Annotated in this window: 25 protein-coding genes and 2 pseudogenes; 14 read left to right on the forward strand and 13 right to left on the reverse strand. The window is 38.8% G+C overall.

The window, feature by feature from the left end:
* Positions 1–255: 255 nt before the first annotated feature.
* Both EZY12_11190 and EZY12_11195 read left to right on the forward strand, forming a co-directional pair.
* Positions 256–546 carry a DUF1778 domain-containing protein gene (locus EZY12_11190; protein QSX70077.1) on the forward strand — a complete coding sequence of 97 codons (291 nt, stop codon included), beginning with the start codon at positions 256–258 and terminating at the stop codon, positions 544–546.
* Complete coding sequence (locus EZY12_11195) at positions 543–1,037, forward strand: GNAT family N-acetyltransferase (GenBank protein ID QSX70078.1); 495 nt, start codon at positions 543–545, stop codon at positions 1,035–1,037. Before EZY12_11190 ends, EZY12_11195 begins: the two co-directional genes overlap by 4 nt.
* A 917-nt stretch (positions 1,038–1,954) precedes the next feature.
* Here EZY12_11195 and EZY12_11200 read toward each other — a convergent pair.
* Complete coding sequence (locus EZY12_11200; GenBank protein ID QSX70079.1) at positions 1,955–3,673, reverse strand: ABC transporter ATP-binding protein; 1,719 nt, start codon at positions 3,671–3,673, stop codon at positions 1,955–1,957.
* Positions 3,674–3,944: 271 nt separating this feature from the next.
* The gene (locus EZY12_11205; protein ID QSX70080.1) at positions 3,945–4,550 is read right to left on the reverse strand and encodes a VTT domain-containing protein; all 606 of its coding nucleotides are present in this window, start codon (positions 4,548–4,550) and stop codon (positions 3,945–3,947) included.
* 127 nt (positions 4,551–4,677) lie between these two features.
* Here EZY12_11205 and EZY12_11210 point away from each other — a divergent pair, with 127 nt between their 5' ends.
* The gene (locus EZY12_11210) at positions 4,678–5,460 is read left to right on the forward strand and encodes an ABC transporter permease (GenBank protein ID QSX70081.1); all 783 of its coding nucleotides are present in this window, start codon (positions 4,678–4,680) and stop codon (positions 5,458–5,460) included.
* A 110-nt stretch (positions 5,461–5,570) separates the two neighbouring features.
* Here the strand turns inward: EZY12_11210 and EZY12_11215 are convergent, their stop codons facing one another.
* A complete protein-coding gene (locus EZY12_11215) occupies positions 5,571–6,290 on the reverse strand; it encodes a Uma2 family endonuclease (GenBank protein ID QSX70082.1) in 720 nt (239 codons plus the stop codon).
* A 186-nt stretch (positions 6,291–6,476) separates the two neighbouring features.
* Here EZY12_11215 and EZY12_11220 point away from each other — a divergent pair.
* A pseudogene (locus EZY12_11220) lies at positions 6,477–6,701 on the forward strand (hypothetical protein).
* 13 nt (positions 6,702–6,714) lie between these two features.
* On the opposite strand, the gene EZY12_11225 reads toward EZY12_11220, so the two are convergent.
* Positions 6,715–7,929 (reverse strand): transposase, encoded by a 1,215-nt coding sequence (locus EZY12_11225; protein QSX70083.1) that lies wholly within the window; start codon positions 7,927–7,929, stop codon positions 6,715–6,717.
* A 61-nt stretch (positions 7,930–7,990) separates the two neighbouring features.
* Between EZY12_11225 and EZY12_11230 the strand changes: the two genes are divergently transcribed.
* Positions 7,991–9,169: a substrate-binding domain-containing protein gene (locus EZY12_11230; GenBank protein ID QSX70084.1), complete on the forward strand. Its 1,179-nt coding sequence runs from the start codon at positions 7,991–7,993 to the stop codon at positions 9,167–9,169.
* Between the two features lie 214 nt (positions 9,170–9,383).
* Here EZY12_11230 and EZY12_11235 read toward each other — a convergent pair whose 3' ends face one another.
* Positions 9,384–10,022: a Uma2 family endonuclease gene (locus EZY12_11235; GenBank protein QSX70085.1), complete on the reverse strand. Its 639-nt coding sequence runs from the start codon at positions 10,020–10,022 to the stop codon at positions 9,384–9,386.
* Positions 10,023–10,145: 123 nt separating this feature from the next.
* Here EZY12_11235 and EZY12_11240 point away from each other — a divergent pair, with 123 nt between their 5' ends.
* From EZY12_11240 to EZY12_11255, 4 genes are all read left to right on the forward strand, one after another.
* Positions 10,146–10,868 (forward strand): pyridoxine 5'-phosphate synthase, encoded by a 723-nt coding sequence (locus EZY12_11240; protein QSX70086.1) that lies wholly within the window; start codon positions 10,146–10,148, stop codon positions 10,866–10,868.
* Between the two features lie 222 nt (positions 10,869–11,090).
* Complete coding sequence (locus tag EZY12_11245; GenBank protein QSX70087.1) at positions 11,091–11,810, forward strand: SnoaL-like polyketide cyclase; 720 nt, start codon at positions 11,091–11,093, stop codon at positions 11,808–11,810.
* Between the two features lie 63 nt (positions 11,811–11,873).
* Positions 11,874–12,203: a DUF2488 family protein gene (locus tag EZY12_11250; protein ID QSX70088.1), complete on the forward strand. Its 330-nt coding sequence runs from the start codon at positions 11,874–11,876 to the stop codon at positions 12,201–12,203.
* Positions 12,204–12,460: 257 nt separating this feature from the next.
* The gene (locus tag EZY12_11255; protein ID QSX70089.1) at positions 12,461–13,135 is read left to right on the forward strand and encodes a hypothetical protein; all 675 of its coding nucleotides are present in this window, start codon (positions 12,461–12,463) and stop codon (positions 13,133–13,135) included.
* A 187-nt stretch (positions 13,136–13,322) separates the two neighbouring features.
* Here the strand turns inward: EZY12_11255 and EZY12_11260 are convergent, their stop codons facing one another.
* The 3 genes from EZY12_11260 to folD form a co-directional block, all read right to left on the reverse strand.
* Positions 13,323–13,778 carry a divergent PAP2 family protein gene (locus EZY12_11260; GenBank protein ID QSX70090.1) on the reverse strand — a complete coding sequence of 152 codons (456 nt, stop codon included), beginning with the start codon at positions 13,776–13,778 and terminating at the stop codon, positions 13,323–13,325.
* Between the two features lie 93 nt (positions 13,779–13,871).
* Complete coding sequence (locus tag EZY12_11265; protein ID QSX70091.1) at positions 13,872–14,810, reverse strand: polyprenyl synthetase family protein; 939 nt, start codon at positions 14,808–14,810, stop codon at positions 13,872–13,874.
* A gap of 129 nt (positions 14,811–14,939) precedes the next feature.
* Positions 14,940–15,815, reverse strand: coding sequence for a bifunctional methylenetetrahydrofolate dehydrogenase/methenyltetrahydrofolate cyclohydrolase FolD (gene folD, locus EZY12_11270; GenBank protein QSX70092.1), 876 nt, complete (start codon positions 15,813–15,815; stop codon positions 14,940–14,942).
* 310 nt (positions 15,816–16,125) lie between these two features.
* On the opposite strand from folD, the gene EZY12_11275 reads away from it, so the two are divergent.
* Complete coding sequence (locus EZY12_11275; protein ID QSX70093.1) at positions 16,126–17,157, forward strand: hypothetical protein; 1,032 nt, start codon at positions 16,126–16,128, stop codon at positions 17,155–17,157.
* A 386-nt stretch (positions 17,158–17,543) separates the two neighbouring features.
* On the opposite strand, the gene EZY12_11280 is transcribed toward EZY12_11275, so the two are convergent.
* The 5 genes and pseudogenes from EZY12_11280 to EZY12_11300 form a co-directional block, all read right to left on the reverse strand.
* Positions 17,544–17,849 carry a 4a-hydroxytetrahydrobiopterin dehydratase gene (locus EZY12_11280; protein QSX70094.1) on the reverse strand — a complete coding sequence of 102 codons (306 nt, stop codon included), beginning with the start codon at positions 17,847–17,849 and terminating at the stop codon, positions 17,544–17,546.
* A 43-nt stretch (positions 17,850–17,892) separates the two neighbouring features.
* Entirely contained in the window at positions 17,893–18,555 is a 663-nt protein-coding gene (locus tag EZY12_11285) for a methyltransferase (GenBank protein QSX70095.1), read from the reverse strand.
* 40 nt (positions 18,556–18,595) lie between these two features.
* Positions 18,596–18,865 (reverse strand): transporter suffix domain-containing protein, encoded by a 270-nt coding sequence (locus EZY12_11290; protein ID QSX70632.1) that lies wholly within the window; start codon positions 18,863–18,865, stop codon positions 18,596–18,598.
* Positions 18,866–18,920: 55 nt separating this feature from the next.
* A complete protein-coding gene (locus EZY12_11295) occupies positions 18,921–19,676 on the reverse strand; it encodes a Uma2 family endonuclease (protein ID QSX70096.1) in 756 nt (251 codons plus the stop codon).
* Between the two features lie 127 nt (positions 19,677–19,803).
* Positions 19,804–19,926: pseudogene (locus tag EZY12_11300) on the reverse strand (carbohydrate ABC transporter permease).
* A gap of 255 nt (positions 19,927–20,181) precedes the next feature.
* Between EZY12_11300 and EZY12_11305 the strand changes: the two are divergent.
* The 4 genes from EZY12_11305 to EZY12_11320 all read left to right on the forward strand — a co-directional run bounded on the left by EZY12_11305 (position 20,182) and on the right by EZY12_11320 (position 24,177).
* A complete protein-coding gene (locus EZY12_11305) occupies positions 20,182–20,880 on the forward strand; it encodes an aldehyde oxygenase (deformylating) (GenBank protein QSX70097.1) in 699 nt (232 codons plus the stop codon).
* A gap of 316 nt (positions 20,881–21,196) precedes the next feature.
* Positions 21,197–22,216, forward strand: coding sequence for a long-chain acyl-[acyl-carrier-protein] reductase (locus tag EZY12_11310; GenBank protein ID QSX70098.1), 1,020 nt, complete (start codon positions 21,197–21,199; stop codon positions 22,214–22,216).
* 109 nt (positions 22,217–22,325) lie between these two features.
* Positions 22,326–23,306, forward strand: a complete 981-nt coding sequence (locus tag EZY12_11315; protein QSX70099.1) for an acetyl-CoA carboxylase carboxyltransferase subunit alpha — start codon at positions 22,326–22,328, stop codon at positions 23,304–23,306.
* A gap of 145 nt (positions 23,307–23,451) precedes the next feature.
* Positions 23,452–24,177, forward strand: a complete 726-nt coding sequence (locus EZY12_11320) for an SDR family oxidoreductase (GenBank protein QSX70100.1) — start codon at positions 23,452–23,454, stop codon at positions 24,175–24,177.
* Positions 24,178–24,233: the final 56 nt, after the last annotated feature.

Raw genomic sequence — 24,233 nt, forward strand, 5'->3', positions numbered from 1 at the left:
TGAAATGCAATGGAGGGCGCAGACCCTGCGCCCCTACGGGTTTGGCGATAAAAAACCGTACCTCATAACATCAGGAAGTGCTTTCTTAGCACCAGACAGGGTAGTTAGGACGTTCCGGCGGAATATCTCTACTTAATGGCTATAGCTATAATTATTACCAGAAATAGCGATTTTTTCACCAAATATTGTAATGTCATTGTCATTACAATATGCTAAAATGATTTAATCAATAATTACGCCCAAAAAAAATCCACCATGACCAATAAAACAAAAAATATAACTGTGCGTAACACCCTAAATTTACGCATTAAGCCGGAGGAACGTGATTTGATAGATATGGCCGCCAAAGTGTTGGGTAAAAATAGAACTGATTTTATTTTGGCAGCAGCGCGGAATGCTGCGGAGGAAACTTTGCTGGAACGGACTATTTTTTGGGCTAGTCCAGAGGCTTATGCAGAATTTATCGCCTTACTAGATGCACCACCCCAACCTAATGAGCGTTTACGCAAAACCATGCAGACAACTCCATCTTGGGATAAAGAATGAGTTTAAAACCACCTGAAACTCTCTCTAGTCATCACTCCTGCTCTGATTTTTCCTGTGGAATCGCTTCTCTTGAGGATTGGTTAAAACGTCGAGCTTATACTAATCAAATCAGTGGTGCAACTAGAACTTTTGTTATCTGCGTTGACAATAGAGTAGTTGGGTACTATGCCCTTGCTTCTGGAGCGATTAGTATACAATCAGCGTTAGGTAAATTTCGGCGAAATATGCCTGACCCTATTCCGGTAGTAATTTTAGCAAGATTAGCAATAGATAGTTCTTATCAAAGTCAAGGTTTAGGACGGGCTTTATTTCGTGATGCGGCACTAAGGGTTGTTCAAGCTGCTGATACAATTGGTATTAGAGGAATTATTGTTCATGCTATTTCTGAAGAAGCTAAGGATTTTTATTTGGCTTTAGGTTTTATTTTGTCTCCTCTGGAACCAATGACGTTGATGATTACTCTTAATGATTTACGTGATTCTATTACTTAGAAATAAATATTGAAACTTTATGAAAAATGCTGCCACAACTCCCAAACGCATTTTAGCGTTAAACCATTCTGTAATTGATGCGATATATGGTAGGGGTTTAGCAGTGCTCATTGGTGTCAACTTAACGTGAAATCCTTGTAATGACGTTATATCAAACTTTATCATTTACCAATCAATCCCGAAGAACCCCACCCCCGTTTTTGCTAACGTAAAACCTCCCCTCCCCTCTTGAGGGGAGGGGATTGAGGGGTGGGGTAGAACGGTTGTGGGACAATGATTTGAGCCTAAGTTGACACCTATGAGCAGTGCTAAACCCTTACCATATATCGAAGTTAAGGTAATTCATGTTGATTTAATATCACTAAAATTAATAACATTGACAGGTTGAATATCACGTTTTTGTCAATTTGTCAATAGTAAATTTCTGCTCTCATTCAAATTAGATCATTTTTGAGCAAATTTATGGCTAAAATTGTTCAAGGAATAGCTATTAATTTTGTAAAGTTTTGTATCAGCCTGGGAGATTGATTTCTAAAACTACTGTCCATAAAGGGTTTCAGATTAACATCTTCTAAAAGATCCAAAATTAACAATAGTAACCCAATTATGAAATTCTCTGAAATTATAGCAAATCGCGGAAAGTATTGCAACCTCGTTAATAAATAGAAAAGATTCTCAATTAATTATTAAGAAAATCTAAAGGCAAATTGCTATAAGTTATAAATATCAAAAGTATTCTTATTTTAGGATAATTTAAACTTATGATAAGGCGATGAGAACTGATCTATCTGAGAAAGAACGCTGGGGATTAAACTATGAGCATATTATTGGATTATAGCGGTTGCAGTAGCATCTCGTATCCCTTGCGAGAATTTCAGATCCCCGACTTCTCTAAGAAGTCGGGGATCTTATGGATCTTATTGTTGAGCATAATACCGGGCATATCTCCCTTCTAATTTTAATAATTCCTCATGATTTCCCGATTCGACAATTTGCCCTTTTTCTAACACCAAAATGCGATCGCACTTCCGCACCGTTGACAATCTATGGGCAATAATTAACACCGTACGATTTGACATCAATCTTTCCAATGCCTCTTGTACCAAAGCTTCTGATTCCGAATCTAACGCTGATGTGGCTTCATCAAGGATCAAGATTTGCGGGTTGAGCAGGACAGCGCGAGCGATCGCAATTCGTTGTCTTTGTCCCCCAGATAAATTCACACCCCGCTCTCCTACCCAAGTATGATAACCTTCTGGTAATTGCTGAATAAATTGATCAGCATTGGCGATTTTTGCAGATTCTTCTACTGCGTTCATATCAAAATTATTTTGTCCAAAAGCGATATTTTGGGCAATAGTTCCCGAAAACATGATCGTTTCTTGGGGAACAATCCCAATCTGTTTTCTTAAACTATTTAAAGTCACATCTCGAATATTGACACCATCTATGAAAATTTCCCCAAATTCAGGATCATAAAATCGAGGTAACAGATTTACAAAAGTAGTTTTCCCAGCACCAGAAGCACCAACAAGAGCAATGGCTTGACCGGGCATTACTAATAAACTAATATTATTTAATACAGGTTCTCCTGACTTATAGGCAAAAGTAATATTAGAATATTCAACTTTACCATTAACAGCAGGTAGCGTTATAGCATTGGGTTTTTCTAATACCGTTGGTTGAATTGCTAATAACTCAAAAACCCGATCAACTGATGCCTCACCCTGTTTAAATTCATTATAATTGTTAGTAGTATGACCAATAGGATCAATTAACAAAGCCGCTGCTGTTAAATAACTAAAAAATTCACCTACTGTTAAATTGCGTTGAGATATTTGCCAAGTTCCTACCATTAGTAAAGATAAAGCACTGACAGCTTCTAAAAATCCGACAATGGGAATTTGAATCGCTTTTAATCTTTCTAATGAATATTTAGCTTTAAAACTGCGTTCTGCTTCATGACTAAACCTATCAATTTCGTATTTTTCCGCAGCAAAAGCTTGAATTAATCGAATCCCGCTAAAAACTTCCGTTAAAATAGCTGATAAATCAGAAATACGACTTTGACTTTTGAGAGAATATTTCCGTAAACGTTCCCCAAACCAACCAATTAAAATTCCCATAATTGGAGCAACAATTACCGTCGCTAAGGTAAGTTGCCAATTCAAATAAATCATGTAAATGGGAATAGCAATTAATTGCAAAGCACAGGGAGTAAAATCATGAAAAAGTTTATTAATAACTTCTCCCACCCTGTCAACATCTTCCGTAAGACGATAAGATAAATCTCCAGCTTTAGCAGTTTCAAAATAGCTGAGATTGAGTTTTTGTAAATGAGTATAAACCTGTTGCCGGAGATAAAAAGCGATTCTTAACGCTGCCTTAGCCATGTATAAATCTTGTACAGACTGAAAAAAGCCTCGCACAAGAAATATAGCAGCACTTATACAAGCTAATTGAGCGATCGCTAATACATTACCATTACCAAAAGGAACTGCCAACTTACCTGCGACATTAATCAGGGTTAAAGTTGCCAGTACATAACCCAAAATCCCGACAAAACCCTTAGCAATAGGTTGCCATTGGGTGCGGATATAGGGTAAAAGTTGCCAATAATTAGAACGAGTTTTCAAGTTGTAACATCCACAAAAAATATTTTCCTTTGTTTGACGCTACCAGTTTTTGGTTACATTTGGGAAAAAGTCTTGTTCAGAGGGAACAGGGAACAGGAAAAACTCATGTTTAAAAACATGAGATTGAAATAATGACACTGTTTTTTTCGGGCTACGCATCTTGTAAAAACATCTTTTTTTTGACTGAAGCTCTAAACTGGTGCAAATGATTGTTTCTTATTTCCAGTTAAGAGTTCCCTTCTTTTGTAAACTTTAATTTTCATAAAATTTTTTATTGTTTATTAGCTCTATTTTCTTGAATTACATGAATAATTGATGGTAATAAAGAAACAACAATAATTAAGCCAATTATTGGTAATAGATACTTATCTAATTGTTCCGCTGGTAAAGATTTTCCTAAGAAAAACCCTAACAAAGTAATGCCAAATGTCCAAACAAAGCCACCAATTAAATTATAAGACATGAAAGACTTATATTGCATAGCTCCAATCCCTGCAACAATTGGCGCAAAAGTCCTCACAATTGGCACAAATCTTGCTAAAATAATGGTTTTTTTCCCATGCTTTTCATAAAAATCTTGAGTTTTGACAATATGTTTTTTATCGAATAACCAGGAATCTTCCTTATCAAATAATTTTCGGCCAAATTTATGTCCAGTAAAATATCCGACGTTATCACCTAAAACAGCACAAACAAATGCACCAAAAATCAGAACCCAAATATTCAACGAATTTTGAGAAGCAACAAATCCCGCTGTAAATAATAGACTATCACCAGGCAGAAAAAAGCCAATCAATAAACCAGATTCAGCGAATATAATTCCCCATACTCCAAAGTAACCAAGTGATTTAGTTAATTCTAGTAAATTAAAGTGCATAAGATTCAATTTGTTTAAGAACTTGCATTCAATATTTTAACGTTTATAAAGTTATAAAAATAAAAAATGATGTTAAATTTAAATAAAGTTATTTTATATTTAATAGATATTGGAGTAAGGACGAAAAATGCAAAGATATTTAAAAGTGTTGAGATTATTTTGGAGTACGGCTCTGGCAGCGGAAATAGAATATCGTATCAATTTTATCATTTCTGCTTTCAGTAGCTTAGGTAATTTGGTGGGTAGTATCTTTGGTTTGTTTTTATTTTACCGCACAGGCTACACTTTTACGGGTTGGTCATGGGAAGCAGCTTTAGTAGTCTTAGGATTTTTCACCTTATTGCAAGGCTTTGCTTCCACCTTTCTAGCTCCCAACTTAAATCAGATTGTGCGCCATGTCCGGGAAGGGACTTTAGACTTTGTATTATTAAAACCTATTCGCAGTCAGTTTTGGTTATCTCTTCATACCCTTTCTCCGTGGGGAATACCAGATTTAATCGTCGGTTTGCTGATCATTGTCTATGCTGGGACAAAACTTAATTTAGGCATTGATAAATACTTGCTGACTATCTTCCCTTTGGCTTGCAGTGTAGTCATTCTTTATAGTCTGTGGTTTATACTAGGAGCAACTACCATTTGGTTCGTTAAAATATACAATGTTACTGAAGTATTAAGAGGGTTTTTAGAGGCTGGAAGATACCCAATTACAAGTTATCCGGCTGCTTACCGCTTTTTCTTTACCTTCGTAGTTCCAGTAACTTTTTTAACTACAGTTCCTGCCCAATCCATGTTAGGTCAAATACAATTTACATGGTTATTAGGTGCAGGATTTTTAGCTGTTATCTTATTCTTTATTTCTACTCAGTTTTGGCGATTTGCCCTCCGATTTTATACTAGTGCTTCCAGTTGATTGGACAGCAGGAGTGATTAGGCAAGAATTAAGATCCCCGACTTCTGCTGTCATCATCTCCAGAAATTGTGATTTGTCTTGAGAAGTCGGGGATTTGGGAAACCTAACGATTACAACATATCTGGATTTTCACCCAATTCTCGTAATCTGGCAGCTAACCTAGCTGCTTTTGCTTGAGCTTCCTCCTCTCGTGATTTAGCTGCCTCCTCTGGTAATAAAACTAGATTGCCAGCAACATCATAAAACCGCACCCAAATCGCAGTTTCCCTATCTATAGTTCCTTCCCAAGTTCCCAACCATAAACCCAAACGTCTACACCATAGCCAACCGTTTTCATTTGGTCTTAATGGCTGATACTGTTGTTCATGATCTAAATGCCATCCTTGTAAAGAATTAGCATCAAATGGGTCATAGACAAAATAATCGGAGGTATGGAAAGTCTGTTCATAAAGGTCTTTTTTAATTCCCTTATCTATTCCTGCTGTAGACCGTGACATTAATTCCACAATCACATCAGGATAGCGACCATTTTCTTCCCAAACTACCCAACCTTGTCGAGGGTTACTACCATCAACATTGAGAACAGCAAAGAAATCGGGACCGCGAAAATCACGATTACGAATTTGGCTACTGCTGTAGTAAATAAACATATTGCCCCCAGTAAAATAATCATTGCGGTCAGACCAAAGCTGCTGCAATGACCGAATGAGGACATTCATGGCAATCCGGTGTCTATTTGATTCCAAGACTTCACCATCATCAAATATTAAGTCAGCAGGTGGATGATGGGGTTCCCAGTCCACAATGGCTAGATTGTTTTCGGTACTCATGAGTGATTATCACCTTTTTCATCAGGCCCCCTAAACTTCTATAATAATCTGCCTAGAGCTTTCTCAAAGTCTTTAACTATAGCGGTAATTGCGTAAAAGTTATAAAAATTTCCGATTTTATCCAGTAAAATTACAGACAAGCATATATTATATAGTTAACTACTTAACAAAGTTTAAAGGTGCAAAATGAGTTCAGAATCTAATGTTAAATTCACAATTACTCTTGCCAATCCAGATTTAGATGCACAGGAGCAGGAGCGGGAAACACGGAATCTGCTGCGAGACATTAATGACTTAGATGTGGAAAGTGCTGGATTTGTAGAAGTGACAGAAATACCAGAAGGAGCTAAATCTGTTGGTGGTTTTTTGGTCGGAGCTTTGCAAGCTGAGGTCACTATTAGTAATTGTTTTGACACTCTCAGGGCTAAAGCCGCTGAGATTCTTTGATCAAAGACATGACTTGCTCAGACAGGATTACTCCAACCTGAGTAGAGGACTCATCTCCTAAAGCGTTACTCATGTCTAGCATGAAGGTTTCGGTATGCCCTACCGTACCCAATCCCCGACGAAGGATATTTCTAGCTGCATTTTCATCTCTATCCATGACACAACCACACCGACAAACGTGGGTGCGAGTAGATAGAGTTTTCTTCACAATTTCACCGCAACTAGAGCATTCTTGGCTCGTGTATTGCGGATTAACCGCAACTGTGAGCTTCTTGAAAACCTGACCAAAGTATTCCAGCCAGACACGAAACTGATACCAAGATGCGTCGTTAATAGACTTAGCTAAACAATGATTTTTCACCAAATTTTTAATTCTCAAATCTTCATAAGCTATCAAGTCGTTAGACTGAACTACGCACCGTGCTAACTTCACAGCATGGTCTTTACGTTGCCTACTTATTTTGAGATGGCGTTTTCCTAAAATCTGTCTAGCTTTGCCCCTATTTTTTGAACCTTTTACCTTTCTGGAAACACGACGTTGCGAACGTTTAAGAACCTTTTCTCCAATCCGGAGAAATTTGGGATTCTCAATCATTACGCCCTCAGAATCGGTGTAGTATTCTTTCAAACCTACATCCAACCCAATTGTATTTCCTGATAGTGCTATATCTTCTTGACGGTTGACATTAATACAAAATTGAACATAAATACCGTCCGCACGTTTTACCAATCTTACCCGTTTAATTTGGTTAATTTGGTAAAAATGCAGATCACGAGTTCCTTTAAGTTTTAATCGCCCAATCCCTTTTTTATCGGTGAAGGTGATAAACTTACGGTCATCGGTTAGTTTCCAGCCAGAAGTTTTGTATTCGACAGAACGACAATCTTTCTGGAATTGAGGAAAGCCCTTTTTACCGGAAACCCCTTTTTTGCAATTATCATAAAACCGAGAGATAGAAAACCATGCTCGTTCTGCACTGGCTTGTCTTGCCATTGAATTGAGTTCATTCGCAAAGGGGAATTTAGCAGCAAGTACGGCACAATATTTGTTTAAATCATTTTTGCCTGTGTTTTTCACATCTATCCATAGCCGAATACAGCTATTGCGAATAAACTGTGCAGTCCGAATTGCATCACCTACTGCTTTTATTTGCGCTGACTTCCCGTAAGCTTTAAACTCAAAAACAAGCATCTTTTTCCCTCCCATTTTGATGCTACTCTGTCTAAAATAAAATAGCAAGCCCAGTAGAAAGATGACTGCGACTAAAGTCGCAGGAGTCGCTTATATCTCAGCCCTAAAGGGACTGAGTTTTACGCTTACCCAGTTATTTTATAAAACTCGTGCTGAATTGAAACGTCTTCAGCAAGTGTTAGGACTTAGAGATGAAGATACAGTCAAAATAGAAGCTTCTCACAAAAGAAAACTTAATCTAGGTAATCAATTTATAGGAATATTGAGTCTAGGAATTATTAGTTTTGCGGTAGCATGGTATATTAAGCCAGATAAAGAATGTCCTCCATGTAAGTTACCTCCAATAAAAATTACCAACAAATTTGCAGAAGTCTGCAATATACCTAAAGGAAAATTTAACTACGGTGGCAGCACTTCCTGGAGTTTTATATACCCAACGTCAGAATCAAAAATTAAAAAGACTCATCCTCAATTTGAGATCAACATAAGAAAGGACTTAGTACAAGGTTCTGGAATAGGTATTGAGAAGTTAATAGATGGTGAACTGGATTTTGCTCTATCATCTCGTGATGTTTCCTCTGAAGAGAAGGACGAAGCTGGAAAAAAGCATTTTAGTCTTAAAGCAATTCCGGTTGTTAAAAGTGGTGTAGCAGTAGCCGTTAACCCCAAATTAGAGATCAATTCTCTGACCAAAGACCAAGTAAGTGAAATCTATAGTGGAAAGATTGACAATTGGAGACAGGCTGGTGCTCCAGCAGATATCCCAATTAAGCTTTATATACGTAGTAGGAATTCAGCAAGCACTGATGAGTTCAGAAAAACTTTAAACATCGTAAGTTTTGGTAAAAATATTAACTATGTTGATACAACTAATGAAGCACTCCAAGAAATCACTAAAGAACCTGGGGGAATCTTTGTAGGACCCATCTCAAATATAGTGCCACAGTGTCGAGTTAAGACTTTACCTATTATTAATAAGGGTAAAACTTTCTATCCATACCGAGACAAAGAATTCGTGCCACCTGCTCAATGTAGACCTGGCAAGCGTAATAAAGTCAACATAGAAGCGATTAACAGTGATGAATATCCATTCCCTGTTCGTTTTTACGTGGTGGTTAAGGAAAATGGTCAAAAAGAACAGCAAGCTGGTGAAGCGTATGCAAATCTACTTCAGACAGAACAAGCTAAAAACATGATAAGACAGCTTCAAGAAACTGGAGGTCTTGACAAAAATAAATAGTTGCTAATGCTTCACTTTACTGAATCTTCGTGCAAAGTATCTATTAAGCAATTACAATTTTTCAATTGATGGTGCGATAGGAAAAATTCAGTTTTCAGAATCAGGCGATCGCATAAACAATAGCATCTTCTTAATCAAAGTTCAACAAAAACCTGGAACTGATAAATACGAGTTTGTGCCAATTCCTTAATTTAACAACTTTACTAAATAGCGATTACAAATTATCCCTAACCCAGCTCCTAAAATTCCGCATAGCCTGACTTCTGCCAATACTTAAACATTGCCGTACATACTCATTAACTAATTCAATAATGGGAATATCAGGAAAATTAGGACTAGATTGAGATTTTATATATTTCCCTTCCTGCAACAAGAAAATCTCCAAACCTTGTTGTTGATATCGCCACAGTTCAGGAACTCCCAAAATCTCATAATTCTCAAATCTAGTCCGAGAAGTAATATCAATTTCAATGGCTAAATCTGGTGGTGGATCTATATTTAAATCAATTCGATTTTTCCCAATTACCGCCCCTTGATTTTGAATATAAAAACTGGTATCTGGTTCTACAGCTTGCCGCATTCGCTCATTTTTCAGTGTTGTCGAACCAAAAGGCTCAAAATCAATTTCGAGTTTGTCTAATAAAATTCTGACTAATTCACCAAATATCTCTTTATCTTTTTCATGTTCAGGTAAAGGAACCATAATTTCTAACCAACCATCACTATAAGAAATACGCGCTGCACGCCTTTCTCCCATTTCCTCTAAAATCTTTTCCAACTTCTGCCAACTAATATCCTTGAGTAACATTTGTTGACCTGGATTGACGATAATTTGTTGCAGTTCTAAAAGCATATCACCTCAGAGATTGTCAAATTTTTGAGAGTTGCCTTTCTTTATAATACGATCGCTCACCCCTAAAATTGGTATTTTCGCTAGAATCAACATCTAAGGATTGTTGAACAGGAGAAACTAGGCGTGCCTACACTCGGTGTTAATATTGACCACATTGCTACCATTCGCCAAGCACGACGGACAGTAGAACCAGATCCCATAGCAGCAGCCATATTAGCAGAATTAGCTGGTGCTGATGGCATTACCGCCCATTTACGCGAAGATAGAAGACATATCCAAGATAGAGATGTGCGGCTATTACGGGAAACCGTGAGAACTCATTTCAATTTAGAAATGGCAGCAACGGACGAAATGTTAGCCATAGCACTAGATATCAAGCCCGATTATGTTACTTTAGTACCGGAAAAGCGGGAAGAAGTAACTACAGAAGGTGGTTTAAATATTGTTGGACAAATTGCTAGAATAGGGGGGATAGTTGATAAGTTGCAAAATGCCGGCATTCCCGTAAGTTTGTTTATTGATGCCGAACCACCACAAATCGAGGCATCTGTCAAGGTAAAAGCCAAATTTATTGAACTGCATACAGGGCAATATGCAGAAGCCAAAGATGAAACAACTCGTCAAAAAGAACTAGCTTTATTAGCCCAAGGCTGTGAACAAGCCATTAAAGCTGGCTTACGGGTGAATGCCGGTCATGGACTCACATACTGGAACGTTTACCCCATAGCCGCACTTCCAGGCATGGAAGAACTAAACATTGGTCATACTATCATTAGTCGAGCTGCTTTAGTAGGTATAGAAAGAGCAGTTCGAGAAATGAAAGAAGCCATACGGGGTAATTGGTAATTGGTAAAATTCATTCCTAATCTTTTGCCTTTTACTTTTTGCGTCTTTGGACTAGTACACTACGGCGTAAATAAACCAACCATGATAAATCTCCCAAAAGCCTATACTGTATTCGTTTTGACTTTTGACTTTTGACTTTTGACTTCCGCCCTGCGGTGCTAGAGGGGTTGTAGCTGCGTAATTCCAAAAAATTAAACCTAAATTTGGAAACTTCAAACTTCTATGACTTCCACACAGCCTAACAACCTACCTCTATGGGTACAAGATAGAGATAAAGTAATTGCAGCCAGTAGTGATGCTCAATGGCGTTATCAAAAAACCCCCGACTATAGCCGTTCTAAGCAAAACTTAGCAAAAGAGAGTATCCATAATCATCTAGAAGGTACACTAGAAGCTATTGTCGAAAATCTGGTGAGAACCTTTGAAATGGAAGTGTCATGGAAAACTAACCCCCAACAGTGGTTATCTATCGTCAATGACAAATTCCGGGTTAGTAGCAATGGTGGTCAAGAATACACTGCTGCTGACATAGGCGCTCAAGGTACTTATAATTTATTCATGGCTGATTCTGAACATTACAAAGCTTCGGAAGAAAGTTTTGAATCCTCCCATGAAATATTTCATAGTACCTTTCCTCAAGGATTTCCCTGGGAAGTATTAGCGGTTTATTCTGGGCCACCTAATGTTACATTTAAATGGCGACACTGGGGACATTTTCAGGGTAAGTATAAAGATTATGCACCCACAGGAAAAACAGTAGAAATTATCGGTATGAGTGTTGCTCAAGTTACCGACGATTTAAAAATTGTTTCCTTGGAACACTATTTTGATAATGCCCTATTCTTGGAAAACCTCACAGCAGGTGGCAAACTAGAAGATAGTGAAAATAAGGGCAGTGGTTGTCCTTTTGGTTCTTGGTTTAAGGGATTGAAGAAAAGTTAATTGCTCAGGGTACAGATTCAACACTGTACCCTAAAATTATAAATTAGTCAGCAAACAAAGAAAATGCAAACATACTATTACATTTTGGCCAGTCAACACTTCCTCATGGAAGAAGAGCCGATAGACGAAGTTCTCAAAGAACGGACTCGTAATTATCACGAGCAAGAAAAAGAAATTGATTTTTGGTTAATCAAGCAACCCGCTTTTTTAGAAATATCGAAAATGGCTGATATTAAAAAGAAATGTCCTCAACCCGCAGCAGCCATTATTTCCACTAATCCCCAATTTATTACCTGGCTAAAACTGCGGTTAGAGTATGTAATTACTGGAGAATTTTCAGCCCCTTCTGACACCATACCTAATCCATTGGCATCTCTGAGTACAGTTTCTTAATAGGAAGTAGGGAACAGGGAACAGGGAACAGGGAATAAGAATTAGAGGAAGATAATTTTTACCAATTACCAATTACCAATTACCAATTACCAATTACCAATTACCAATTACCAATTACCAATTACCAATTACCAATTACCAATTACCAATTACCAATTACCAATTACCAATTACCAATTACCAATTACCAATTACCAATTACCAATTACCAATTACCAATTACCAATTACCAATTACCAATTACCAATTACCAATTTATGCAAATATTAAAAATATTACCAAGTGCTTTACTAATAGCAGTAGTTCCTTTAATTAGTAGTATCAATCCTATTATTGCTCAACAAAATCTTGCTAATTGTCAACCACCAAATACAGGGGAATACCTATTATTAGTAGTAAGTCCTACATCGGAAAATCAAAAGCAGTTGCGTAGTGCATTACCGACCGAACTAAAAACACTTATTTGCAAATATAATAATCAAACAGTAACGCGAATTGGTGGCTTTAAAAAGATTGATGATGCCAATCGCTGGGCCAGGTATATTCAGAATATAGTTGGTTTGTCTGCCATTATCACCACTCGGTCAACACAAAAAACACCACAGACAACAGCAGTACAACAATCACCACAAACAACACCAAAAATACCAACTCAAAAAATCAGCTATAACCCCAGAATATTAGGTCAAGGTTATGCAATTCTGGTAGATTATTTTAACCGTCCAGAAATGGTTAGTAGCCTCCAAAAATCTGTAGGAGGTGATGTAGGTTTTGTATCCTATGGAGAACGCCCTTACTTATTGGCAGTTTATACTACCAATCAAAAAGAAGCATATAACACATTACAAAAACTCAGCGAAAGCGGATTTGTTGCTATCTTAGCAGATGGTTCTAAAGTGGTCTTACTACGCTCAATTGTCCGCTCAAATTGATTCAACAACTGACTAATGACTAATGACTAATGACTAATGACTAATGACTAATGACTAATGACTAATGACTAATGACTAATGACTAATGACTAATGACTAATGACTAATGACTAATGACTAATGACTAATGACTAATGACTAATGACTAATGACTAATGACTAATGACCAATGACTAATGACTAATGACTAATATACAGCCCGCGCTAACCAAGAAATAGCTACACCTAAAACCGCACCAGCAATAACTTGAACTGGTGTATGTCCTAATAATTCCTTGAGACGGTCTTGAAAAAAGTCCGGTTTTTCATGGAATAATTCATCAATCATTTGATTGAGTATTTTTGCTTGCTTACCAGCGGCTTGACGCACTCCAGCAGCATCGTACATAACGATGATAGCAAAAATCGTAGCTAGAGCAAATTCTGGAGATGCCCAACCTAAAGTTTGGCCAACGCCGTCTGCTAGGGCTGTTACTAGGGCTGAATGGGCGCTGGGCATACCTCCAGTAGTCACTAAAACACGCACGTTTAATTTGCGATGTTTAACTAACTCAACGATAAGCTTTAATCCTTGAGCCACAAAACAAGCTACAAGCGCAACCAGCAGCACGCGGTTGTTAACAATTTCGCCTATGTCCTGCATGGTATTTTGGTGAGGGTAGTAAGTGTGAGTAGTGGTTGTATGGAGTCAGCAATTCAAAATCCAAAATCTAAAATCTAAAATCTAAAATTGGATTTAGTGATTCCGACTGGTGATAAAGTGAGCGAGCGCTTGCAGAGGAATGGCTTTTTCCCCATAGGATTCTAATTCAGCACAAGCTTCAGCAACTAGTTGTTGAGCTTTGGCGCGAGATTCGTCAATTCCCCACAGACTAGGATAGGTGACTTTCTTGGCTGTGAGGTCTTTACCAGCGGTTTTACCTAACTGCTCTTGAGTAGCAGTGATATCTAGAATATCATCAATTATTTGGAAAGCTAGACCGATGTTTTGAGAATAACGGGTTAATTTTTGCACATCTTCGGCAGATGCACCAGCAATAATTCCCCCACAAACGACACAAGCTTCTAACAGGGCTGCGGTTTTATGATTATGAATAAAATTCAGGGTTTCTAAGGAAATATCTGACTTACCCTCTGACTCTAAATCTACCACTTGACCACCGACTAAGCCAGCCGCGCCTAATGCTTTACCAAGGCGAATAATGACTTGTAAAACTCTATCCCTAGGTACGTTTGTAGGTGTTTCGTCGGCTACGTGTTCAAAGGCTAAAGCCAATAAACCATCTCCTGCCAAAATAGCAACATCTTCACCATAGACTTTATGATTTGTCAGTTTACCGCGACGATAATCATCATTATCCATTGCGGGTAAATCATCATGAATCAATGACATGGTATGGATCATTTCTACTGCACAAGCCGTAGGCATAGCCATTTCAATTGTGCCACCAATCATGTCAGCAGTCGCAAGACAGAGAATAGGACGAACTCGTTTACCTCCAGCTAGTAAAGAGTAGCGCATGGCTTCATAAATCTTTTCTGGATAAACGACGGTAATGGAATTATCCAAAGCTTGTTCACAAAGCTGTTGTCGTTCTTGTAGATAAGTAGCGAGGTTAAACCTAGCCGACTGTGATTTTGTTTGGGGTTCAAATTTTTTATCCGTTGCTACCATGCTTTGTATTCCTCTTGACTGTTCAAAATATGGGGCTGTTATTTGTGTGTGTCCCAATTTTACGGGGATTTGGGGCGGAAATGCTCACACTTTGGGTGAGAAATCATGAATATTCATAAAAATTATTTCTCAATTGCCTGTTGTTTGTAAATAGCTAGAAACAGTATTTTGCAATAACATAGCAACTGTCATTGGACCGATACCACCAGGAACAGGGGTAATATATTCTGCCACATTAGCGATCGCTTCAAACTGAATATCACCAACTAAACGACTTTTGCCATTGCTATCTGTAACCCGATTTATCCCCACATCTACCACAACTGCCCCATGTTTCACCATATCAGCGGTAATCATACCAGGAATACCTGTTGCGGCAATAAGAATATCAGCATCTTGGGTAATGGTGGATAAATCTTGAGATTTAGAATGAGCAATTGTGACTGTAGCATTAGCCTCTAATAGCATTAAAGCCATAGGTTTCCCTACTAAAATACTCCGGCCGATCACAACTGCTTTTTTGCCTTGTAAAGGAATTTTATATTCTGCTAATAATCGCATGACACCAGCAGGAGTACAACTGCGTAAACCTGTCTCACCCCGCACCAGTCGTCCTAAATTCACAGGGTGGAGTCCATCAGCGTCTTTATCAGGGGCAATTTGATGTAATAGACTGACAGCATCTAAATGATTGGGGAGGGGTAACTGGACTAAAATCCCATCTACCCTTTCATCTTCATTCAGTGCAGCAATTACTGCTTCTAGTTCGGTTTGGCTAGTTTGGCTGGGAAAATGTTGACCAAAAGAGGTAATTCCGACTTTGGCACAGGATTTTTCCTTGTTGCGGACATAAGCGGCTGACGCGGGATTATCACCAACCATCAATACTGCTAACCCAGGCGATCGCCCAATTTTACCTTGTATTTTCCTAATTGTCTCACTCAGTTCTTGTTGAATTTTATCGGCTAATGCCTTACCGTCAAGGATTTTCGCAATTTGTTTCATAGGGGAATAGTTGACAGTTGACGGTTGACAGTTGACAGTTGACAGGTGACAGGTGACAGGTGACAGGTGACGGTTGACAGTTGACAGTTGACAGGTGACAGGTGACAGTTGACAGTTGACAGGGAATAGTATTTACCACTGACAACTGACCACTGACCACTGACAACTGACATTTCCATTTTCTCATTTTCCCAGTCGCCTAAAATTTAATTTTTAAAGTACAATACTTAACTGCTGATTATCACCAATTTTATAGACGTAAGTTGTGTGAATATAAGCAAAAATCGCATACCTCAACCAGCTACCCATCGTGCAAGATACCGACTCCATGAATGATATTGCTGCTGCACTCCAACAGCCAGCAGATTTAGACTTTGCATTACCTGATCCAGAAGATGAACAAATTCCTGAGTCTGATTTTATCCAGCAGCTAGATGTAGCATGGCAGGTATGCGATCGCTTTGACTTGCAAACAGAAATATGGCGAGGCCGGATTCTCCGCGCTATCCGTGACAGAGAGAAAAAAGGCGGAGATGGGCGCGGTACTGGTTTTCTTAAATGGCTCAAAGAACGAGAAATTAGTAAAACTCAAGCTTACAGTTGGATTCAATTAGCCAATAGTGCTGATACCTTGATTTCCGATGGCAAACTGAACCCAGGTACTGTTAATAACTTTAGTAAACGGGCATTTGTAGAAACCGCCAAAGCTTCTCCAGAAGTACAACAGATGGTTAGTGAAGCCGCAGAAAAAGGCGATCGCATTACCCGGAGAGAAGTCCGTCAACTTAGTGACGAATGGACGGCTATGTCCTCCGATTTATTACCAGAAGAAGTTAGGGAAAAAGCCGCAGATAACAGTCTGCCACCGCGCTATATTGCCCCTCTGGTCAAGGAAATGGAAAAACTGCCCGAATTACACCAAAAGGCATTACAAAGGGATATAGCGGCCAATCCTGACGTTGATACTGTCAAACAAGCCACTTCAGAAGCCAGGCAATTAGGCAAATATCTCAAATCTGCCGCTCAAGTTCAAGCGTTAATAGCGGAAGACGTAGATATTGAAACCGCATTAGAGGAAGCCCAAAGAGTCGGTTGTTTAAGTATTGCCGCTGACTTAGTAAATCAAGCCTCTCAAATTGAACAAACTATTGCCAAGTTGTATATGACTTGGAAAAAAATTAGTAATTTAGCGGATAGGTTATACGTAGATACTGGTGCGAGTACACCCAATTTGCGATCACTTCTCACCTGCATAGAACCCCTTGGTGGTGAAATTATGGAACTGCAACTAAGTGGCGTAACCGAACACACTATTAGATTGCAGATTCAGGAAACCAGTTAGAGATTTCCAAATCAAAAAATATCCCAAAATTTCTTGTGGTGCAGGCATCTGTCCCTGCTAATAATATTAGGACAGGCAAGATGCCCATCCCACAATATTAGGACAGGCAAGATGCCCATCCCACAATATTAGGACAGGCAAGATGCCCATCCCACAATATTAAATCATCTTTTTTGTGGAGTTCTCTTAGGTAATTGGTAAAGCCTAATTTATTGGAGAATCTTAAGTGCAATGATCCAGCAATTTAAGAATCGTGTGGTTGTAGTCGCCACAATGCACCAGAAAGAAAAAGTAATTGCCCCAATTTTAGAGCAAAATTTAGAAGTTAAGGTAATAATTCCTAAATCGCTGAGAAGATCATTCTATAATCATTTTGACTTTCGAGCTTATTTAGATAACAGAGGTGCTGCTAATTCATCCATTTTTTTAGCAAGTTCCACATCCAAATTACTGATAACATGGCCTAAATCGTAAGTCAGGAGACTCACTTCAACCAGGTTATAAATATTCAGCCATATTGGATGATGTTTAACCACCTCTGTATGAATCGCCACACTAACCATCCAACCCATTGCTTCATTAAAAGAACGAAATTCAAACTTTTTCCATAACTTACCTTCCTTAACTATCCAACCCGGTAGAGTTAGTAAAGCTTCTTGTATTTCTGTTTCCGTGAGTTTATGTCCTGTCATTTGTTACTATGCTCCTGATATTTCAACTTATTCTCAATTAGAATTAATTCATGGTTAAGCGAAAAATATATGTTTCAATCCCATTTGCTTCCTGCTTTTGTTCGGCGATTTTTTCGACAACAAAGTTTGATGGAATTTCATTAAGTAGTTTTACATCTCCCAAATTGGAATAACTAAAAAATACCTCTCCTTGAGGTGCAAGATATTCAGGAATTTGTTTAATAAAATTGAGAAATATTTGACCGCTGGGATCATTAGTTGTCAACTCTCCAACACTGGCAATGGGTTTATCTAACAAAGGAATGTTAAAAACAATAACATCAAATCCAACTTTAGGTAAAGATTGGAACAAATCCGAACGGTAAATTTTAGCTTTACGGAAATTTATCAACGTATTCAATCTAGCGCAAAATACAGCATGAGGAGCTACGTCTGAAAGATATATTTCTTCTGCGTATTCACTTAAACTCAGTCCCACAGCCCCAGTCCCACAACCTAACTCTAAAAGTCGTTTTTTCTTGGTTTTGACATTTTGATACATTTCCCGAATAGAGTTCAACAGAAAGAAAGAGGTCGCACGAGGTGAAGGATGATAGACATTAGGTAAAGTAATAATATTCATATTATTAACTTTATAAATAGCAAATTGAGACTGTTTAGCGAGAAACCCCTGATGAAGTTCTGAGAAGTTTGATATTTGTTGCATTTTTAGATTAAGTTAAATTTCGATGTAAATAATTGTACAATTATTCCTGACCCTTCTTGTTTATTTTGCGCCAGAATCTTTTTAACCGTATCCTCAAATAACGGAAACTCAAATAACGGCGATACTTTTGCACTACTTCTTTTCCCAACAGCAGCGCACCCAACCAAAATAAAACTTCAGCTAAAACTAATAATGCTGGTACTAAGAAGGCTTTTTGAGCTACGGAAATTGGCAGAAATGGGACAATTATAGCGATCGCCAGCCAGGGAGAAAATGAGACAATAATTAAAATCAAACCCAGCTTTTGCATATTTTCTGTTGGTGACAGAATCTGAGTAGTTAGTGATTTTGTCAAGGGTGACATTCTATTCATCATCACCAAAATCGGGTTCAACACCAAGAGCGCGTAATTGTTCTGCTAATCTTTCTGCTCGTCGTCTTTCTCGCTCCCCTTGTTTTCTTTCCCGTTCTTCCGGTGTGAGAATCCAGTTACCCGAACCATCATACCAGCGTAACCACTGCCGTTCAATGCCTTGATAGTCACCTATCCATAGTCCCATACCTAATTCAATGTCATTTAGCCACACACGCAGTTGATTGATTTCTAATTCAGAATAACTACTTCCTTGCAATTGAAATGCTCTTAACTGGTCGGTGTAGCGGTCAAAAACTATATAATAAGGTACTCTTAAAACTCGTTCGTAGACTTCCCACTTAGTTGGAGGTTGGTTAGCATCTCTTAACGTTTTTCCTAAATCTTCCTTTTCTGTTCCCGGTGAAATAAATTCTACTACCACAAAGGGATTAACGCCTTCTTGCCAAACTACATAACTAAGACGCAGTTCTTGTTGTTCATATAACCTTGATACACCAACAACAGCAAACCAGTCAGGGCGTTTATACCACAATGGATGATGCACATCGTAATAAAGATTTAAGTCAGTAGCAATAAATATCTGATCTTTCGGGAAGTTAGGAGGAAAAAAGGTTTCTCGTAATAACTGAGGTTGTAAAAAGTGAAATTCGTCTGGCAAACCGGTTTCCTCTGGGTTTTCACTAGGGAGATCATACATTGTCGGTAGGAAATCTTTAGCAGAAAGTGGTGGATCAGTTTGATACATAATTTTGGCACAGATAGCAGGGAATAACTGGGAATATTTGATCAAAACAGCCAGTTACTAATTTTGTCAGCATTGATTCTTTGAGCCTTGGCGATTTGTGCGTCTTTGCGCCTAAAAGCAACGCTTATCTGCCCCTAAATTTTAGTCGTGCGAAGGCGTAACCGACTAAAGCTGAAGTGAAAATTTGAAAAGCCGTAACTGCGATCGCTACTAAGGTAGAATTAGCAAAGGCCAGTGAAAACTTCCCTCGTAAAACGATAAATCCCCCAGTAGTAGCACTAACAGGTTCAACAAATTGGCATTTTTTTAGATTCCAGTTTAGCTTAGACATTGGCTATGACTTCATACATTTGTTTTTCTGGTAGCATAACCATCAGTAAAAACTAATCTAATTACTATAGTTTCTTGTTAAGTTAAATTAAATCACAATGATAATTATCCCAAATTTACCGGGTAAGTTCAATTTTCGGATCAAATGACCAGGGTTAACGGAGTAATACAGACTATGCAGCAGCTTGTAGACCAAATTGAAGAACTTGATTTTGCCAGTGAAATATATAAGGACGCTTATAGCCGCATCAATGCCATCGTCATTGAAGGGGAACAAGAAGCCCACGAAAATTACATTACCTTAGCTCAACTGCTACCGGCACAGGAAAAGGAACTAATTAGCCTCTCGAAAATGGAAAGTCGTCACAAAAAAGGTTTTGAAGCCTGTGCACGTAATTTAAAAGTGACTCCAGATTTAGAATTTGCTAAAAAGTTTTTCTTGGGACTCCACGACAATTTTCAAACTGCCGCTAAAGAAGGTAAAGTCGTGACTTGCCTCCTGATTCAATCTTTAATTATTGAATGTTTTGCGATCGCTGCCTATAACATCTATATTCCCGTAGCTGATGATTTTGCTCGTAAAATCACAGAAGGAGTAGTAAAAGAAGAATACAGCCATCTCAACTTTGGTGAAGTGTGGTTGCAAGAAAACTTTACAGAATCCAAAACCGAATTAGAGGAAGCTAATCGCCAAAATCTGCCCCTTGTCTGGAAAATGCTGAACCAAGTAGCAGACGATGCCAAAGTTTTAGCAATGGAAAAAGATGCTCTAGTAGAAGATTTTATGATTCAATACGGTGAAGCTCTAAGTAATATTGGCTTTACTACCCGTGACATCATGCGTCTTTCTGCTTACGGACTGGCAACCGTTTAACAACTGCCCACAGGGGTGACGACTTTGTTACCCCAGGGAAATAGAAAATCGGAGTCACCGAGTCACCGAGTCACCGAGTCAGGAGGTAGAAAGAAGAAAGAAGGAAGGAAGAAGGAAGAAAAAAGGAGTCAGAGTATAATTACGAATTATATTGACACCTTATGTAGTATTTTTAATAGTTAGGTATTATCTTTAATCCCGCGTTGGCATATTATAGTTTGCGATTTCTTCAAAATCTAAAACCTAAAATCCAAAGTTGGTATTGCTTAATAATTTCACAGTTTTGCACCACCGCACACGCCTAATATATCACTCCATGTTTGGTTTAATTGGACATCTGACTAGTTTAGAACACGCTCAATCAGTAGCTCAAGAATTGGGATATCCAGAATATGCCGATCAGGGGCTAGACTTTTGGTGTAGCGCACCGCCGCAAATAGTTGATCATATAACTGTTACTAGTATCACTGGGCAAAAAATAGAAGGAAAGTATGTAGAATCATGCTTTTTACCAGAAATGCTGGCTAATCGCCGCATTAAAGCCGCAACCCGCAAAATTCTGAACGCAATGGCTCATGCTCAAAAGCATGGCATTGATATTACAGCTTTGGGCGGATTTTCTTCAATTATTTTTGAGAACTTTAATTTAGAACAATTCAAACAAGTCCGTAACATTAACCTAGATTTTGAACGCTTCACCACAGGCAATACTCATACAGCCTATATTATTTGTCGGCAAGTAGAAGAAGCCTCTAAACAACTAGGGATTGAATTGTCCAAGGCAACTGTAGCTGTGTGCGGTGCAACGGGGGATATTGGTAGCGCAGTTACCCGCTGGCTAGATAAAAAAACAGATGTCCAAGAATTACTATTAATTGCTAGAAATCAAGAACGTCTCCAAGAACTGCAAGCAGAACTAGGACGGGGTAAAATCATGGGATTACAGGAAGCATTACCCCAAGCAGATATTGTTGTCTGGGTGGCGAGTATGCCCAAAGGCGTAGAAATTGACCCGACAACATTAAAACAACCCTGTCTATTGATTGATGGTGGCTATCCTAAAAACTTAGGAACAAAAATTCAGCATCCAGGGGTGTATGTATTAAATGGTGGCATTGTGGAGCATTCCCTAGAGATTGACTGGAAAATCATGAAAATTGTCAACATGGATGTACCAGGCCGTCAATTATTTGCTTGTTTTGCCGAATCAATGCTGCTGGAGTTTGAGAAGTTATACACAAACTTTTCTTGGGGGCGGAATCAGATTACCGTAGACAAAATGGAGCAAATTGGTCAAGTGTCCATTAAGCACGGTTTTAGACCATTGCTAGTTTAGTCATTAGTCAGTGGTCAGTGGTCAGTGGCAAAGAAAAGACAACTAACAACTGACGACTGACAACTGACAACCAACAACTGACAACTGACAACTGACAACTAACATAACTATGGCAACAACTGAGCGCAAACCGCTACTGTTAGATTTTGAAAAGCCTTTAGCAGAACTGGCTACGCGAATTGATCAAATTCGCCAATTGGCTGATGAAAATGGTGTTGATGTTTCTGGGCAAATTCGCCAACTAGAAACACGGGCAATGCAATTGCGGGAAGAGATTTTTAGTAGTCTGACACCATCTCAACGACTGCAAGTAGCTCGTCATCCTCGCCGTCCTAGCACTTTGGATTATATTCAGTCTATTAGTGATGAATGGATGGAGTTGCATGGCGATCGCTGTGGCGGAGATGATCCCGCTTTAGTGGGTGGTGTGGGTCGGATAGCCGGACAACCTGTAATGATGTTAGGACATCAAAAAGGCCGGGATACCAAAGATAATGTCGCCCGCAACTTTGGTATGGCTGCTCCTGGTGGCTACCGTAAGGCTCTACGCCTCATGGAACACGCCAATAAGTTTAGTATGCCGATTTTGACATTTATTGATACTCCTGGGGCTTGGGCGGGCATAGAAGCTGAACATCAAGGACAAGGAGAAGCGATCGCCTATAATCTGCGGGAAATGTTCAGTTTTGATGTCCCCATTATTTGTACAGTTATTGGTGAAGGTGGATCTGGTGGGGCTTTGGGTATTGGTGTAGGCGATCGCCTATTGATGTTTGAACACTCAGTTTATACCGTAGCTACCCCGGAAGCCTGTGCCGCAATTTTGTGGAAAGATGCTAGTAAATCACACCTGGCAGCCGTGGCATTGAAAATTATCTCCCACGACCTCAAAAACTTGGGCATTATTGACCAAATTATCCCTGAACCCTTGGGTGGCGCACATTCTGACCCCTTGACAGCGGCTACTAATTTAAAACAAGCTTTGTTAGAAAACTTAGACGTACTGAATCGTTTCACCCCAGCCGAACGCCGTCAACTCCGTTATGATAAATTTCGCAATATTGGCGTTTTTACAGAACTCGCGCCTTAAAAATATTCAATAAAATGGCATAGCAACAGAGCAATGCTATAATTGCCTATGGCTGCTTAAAGATTTTTAACAATTTTTTTCAGCTATAGGCATTTGTTATAAATATCTGTGGGCTGACAGCATTGCCAAAAAGCTGGAAAATATTATGAATGTTGAGCAAAAAAGACGCGCCTTGATTACAGGTGCTAGTAGTGGAATTGGGAAAGCAACAGCTTTGGCATTTGCAAAGGCTGGCATAGATGTGGCTTTAGTCAGCCGTTCTCAAGATAAGTTAGAGTTAGTAGCCAAAGCTGCACAAGAGTTAGGCGTTCAAGCTCAATCCTTTTGTGTGGATTTATCTGAAGTTGCCCAAGTCAAAGCTAAAATTCAAGGGATCGCTGATGAATTTGGCAACATAAATATTCTCATTAATAATGCTGGTATTGGATATACAGGTAATTTAAGTGAAACACCCTTAGAAGACTGGCAACAAGTAATTAATTTAAACCTTACCAGTGTCTTTCAGTGCATGATGGGAATTTTGCCAGGAATGCGGCAACAAGGCCAAGGGACAATTATTAACATTGCTTCTATAGCAGCCAAACAAGCTTTTCCGGGTTGGGGAGCTTACTGCGTCAGCAAAGCCGGACTTCTTTCCCTATCCCAAACTCTTGCCAAGGAAGAACGGGCCAATGGTATTCGCGTCATCGCAATTTGTCCTGGTGGTGTGAATACTGAAATTTGGGATACTCCCACAGTCCAGGCTAACTTTGACCGTTCTCAAATGTTAACTCCAGAAGTTGTGGCCGAAACAATTTTGCACACTGTCTTATTACCACAACAAGCAGTAATTGAAGAATTGACTATCATGTCTAATGCTGGTGTTCTCTAATCGGTGATTTTGTCATTTATCTTTTTGAATGACAACTGACAACTGACAACTGACAA

It is taken from the genome of Dolichospermum sp. DET69, assembly GCA_017355425.1.
In the GTDB taxonomy this organism is placed as follows: Bacteria; Cyanobacteriota; Cyanobacteriia; order Cyanobacteriales; family Nostocaceae; genus Dolichospermum.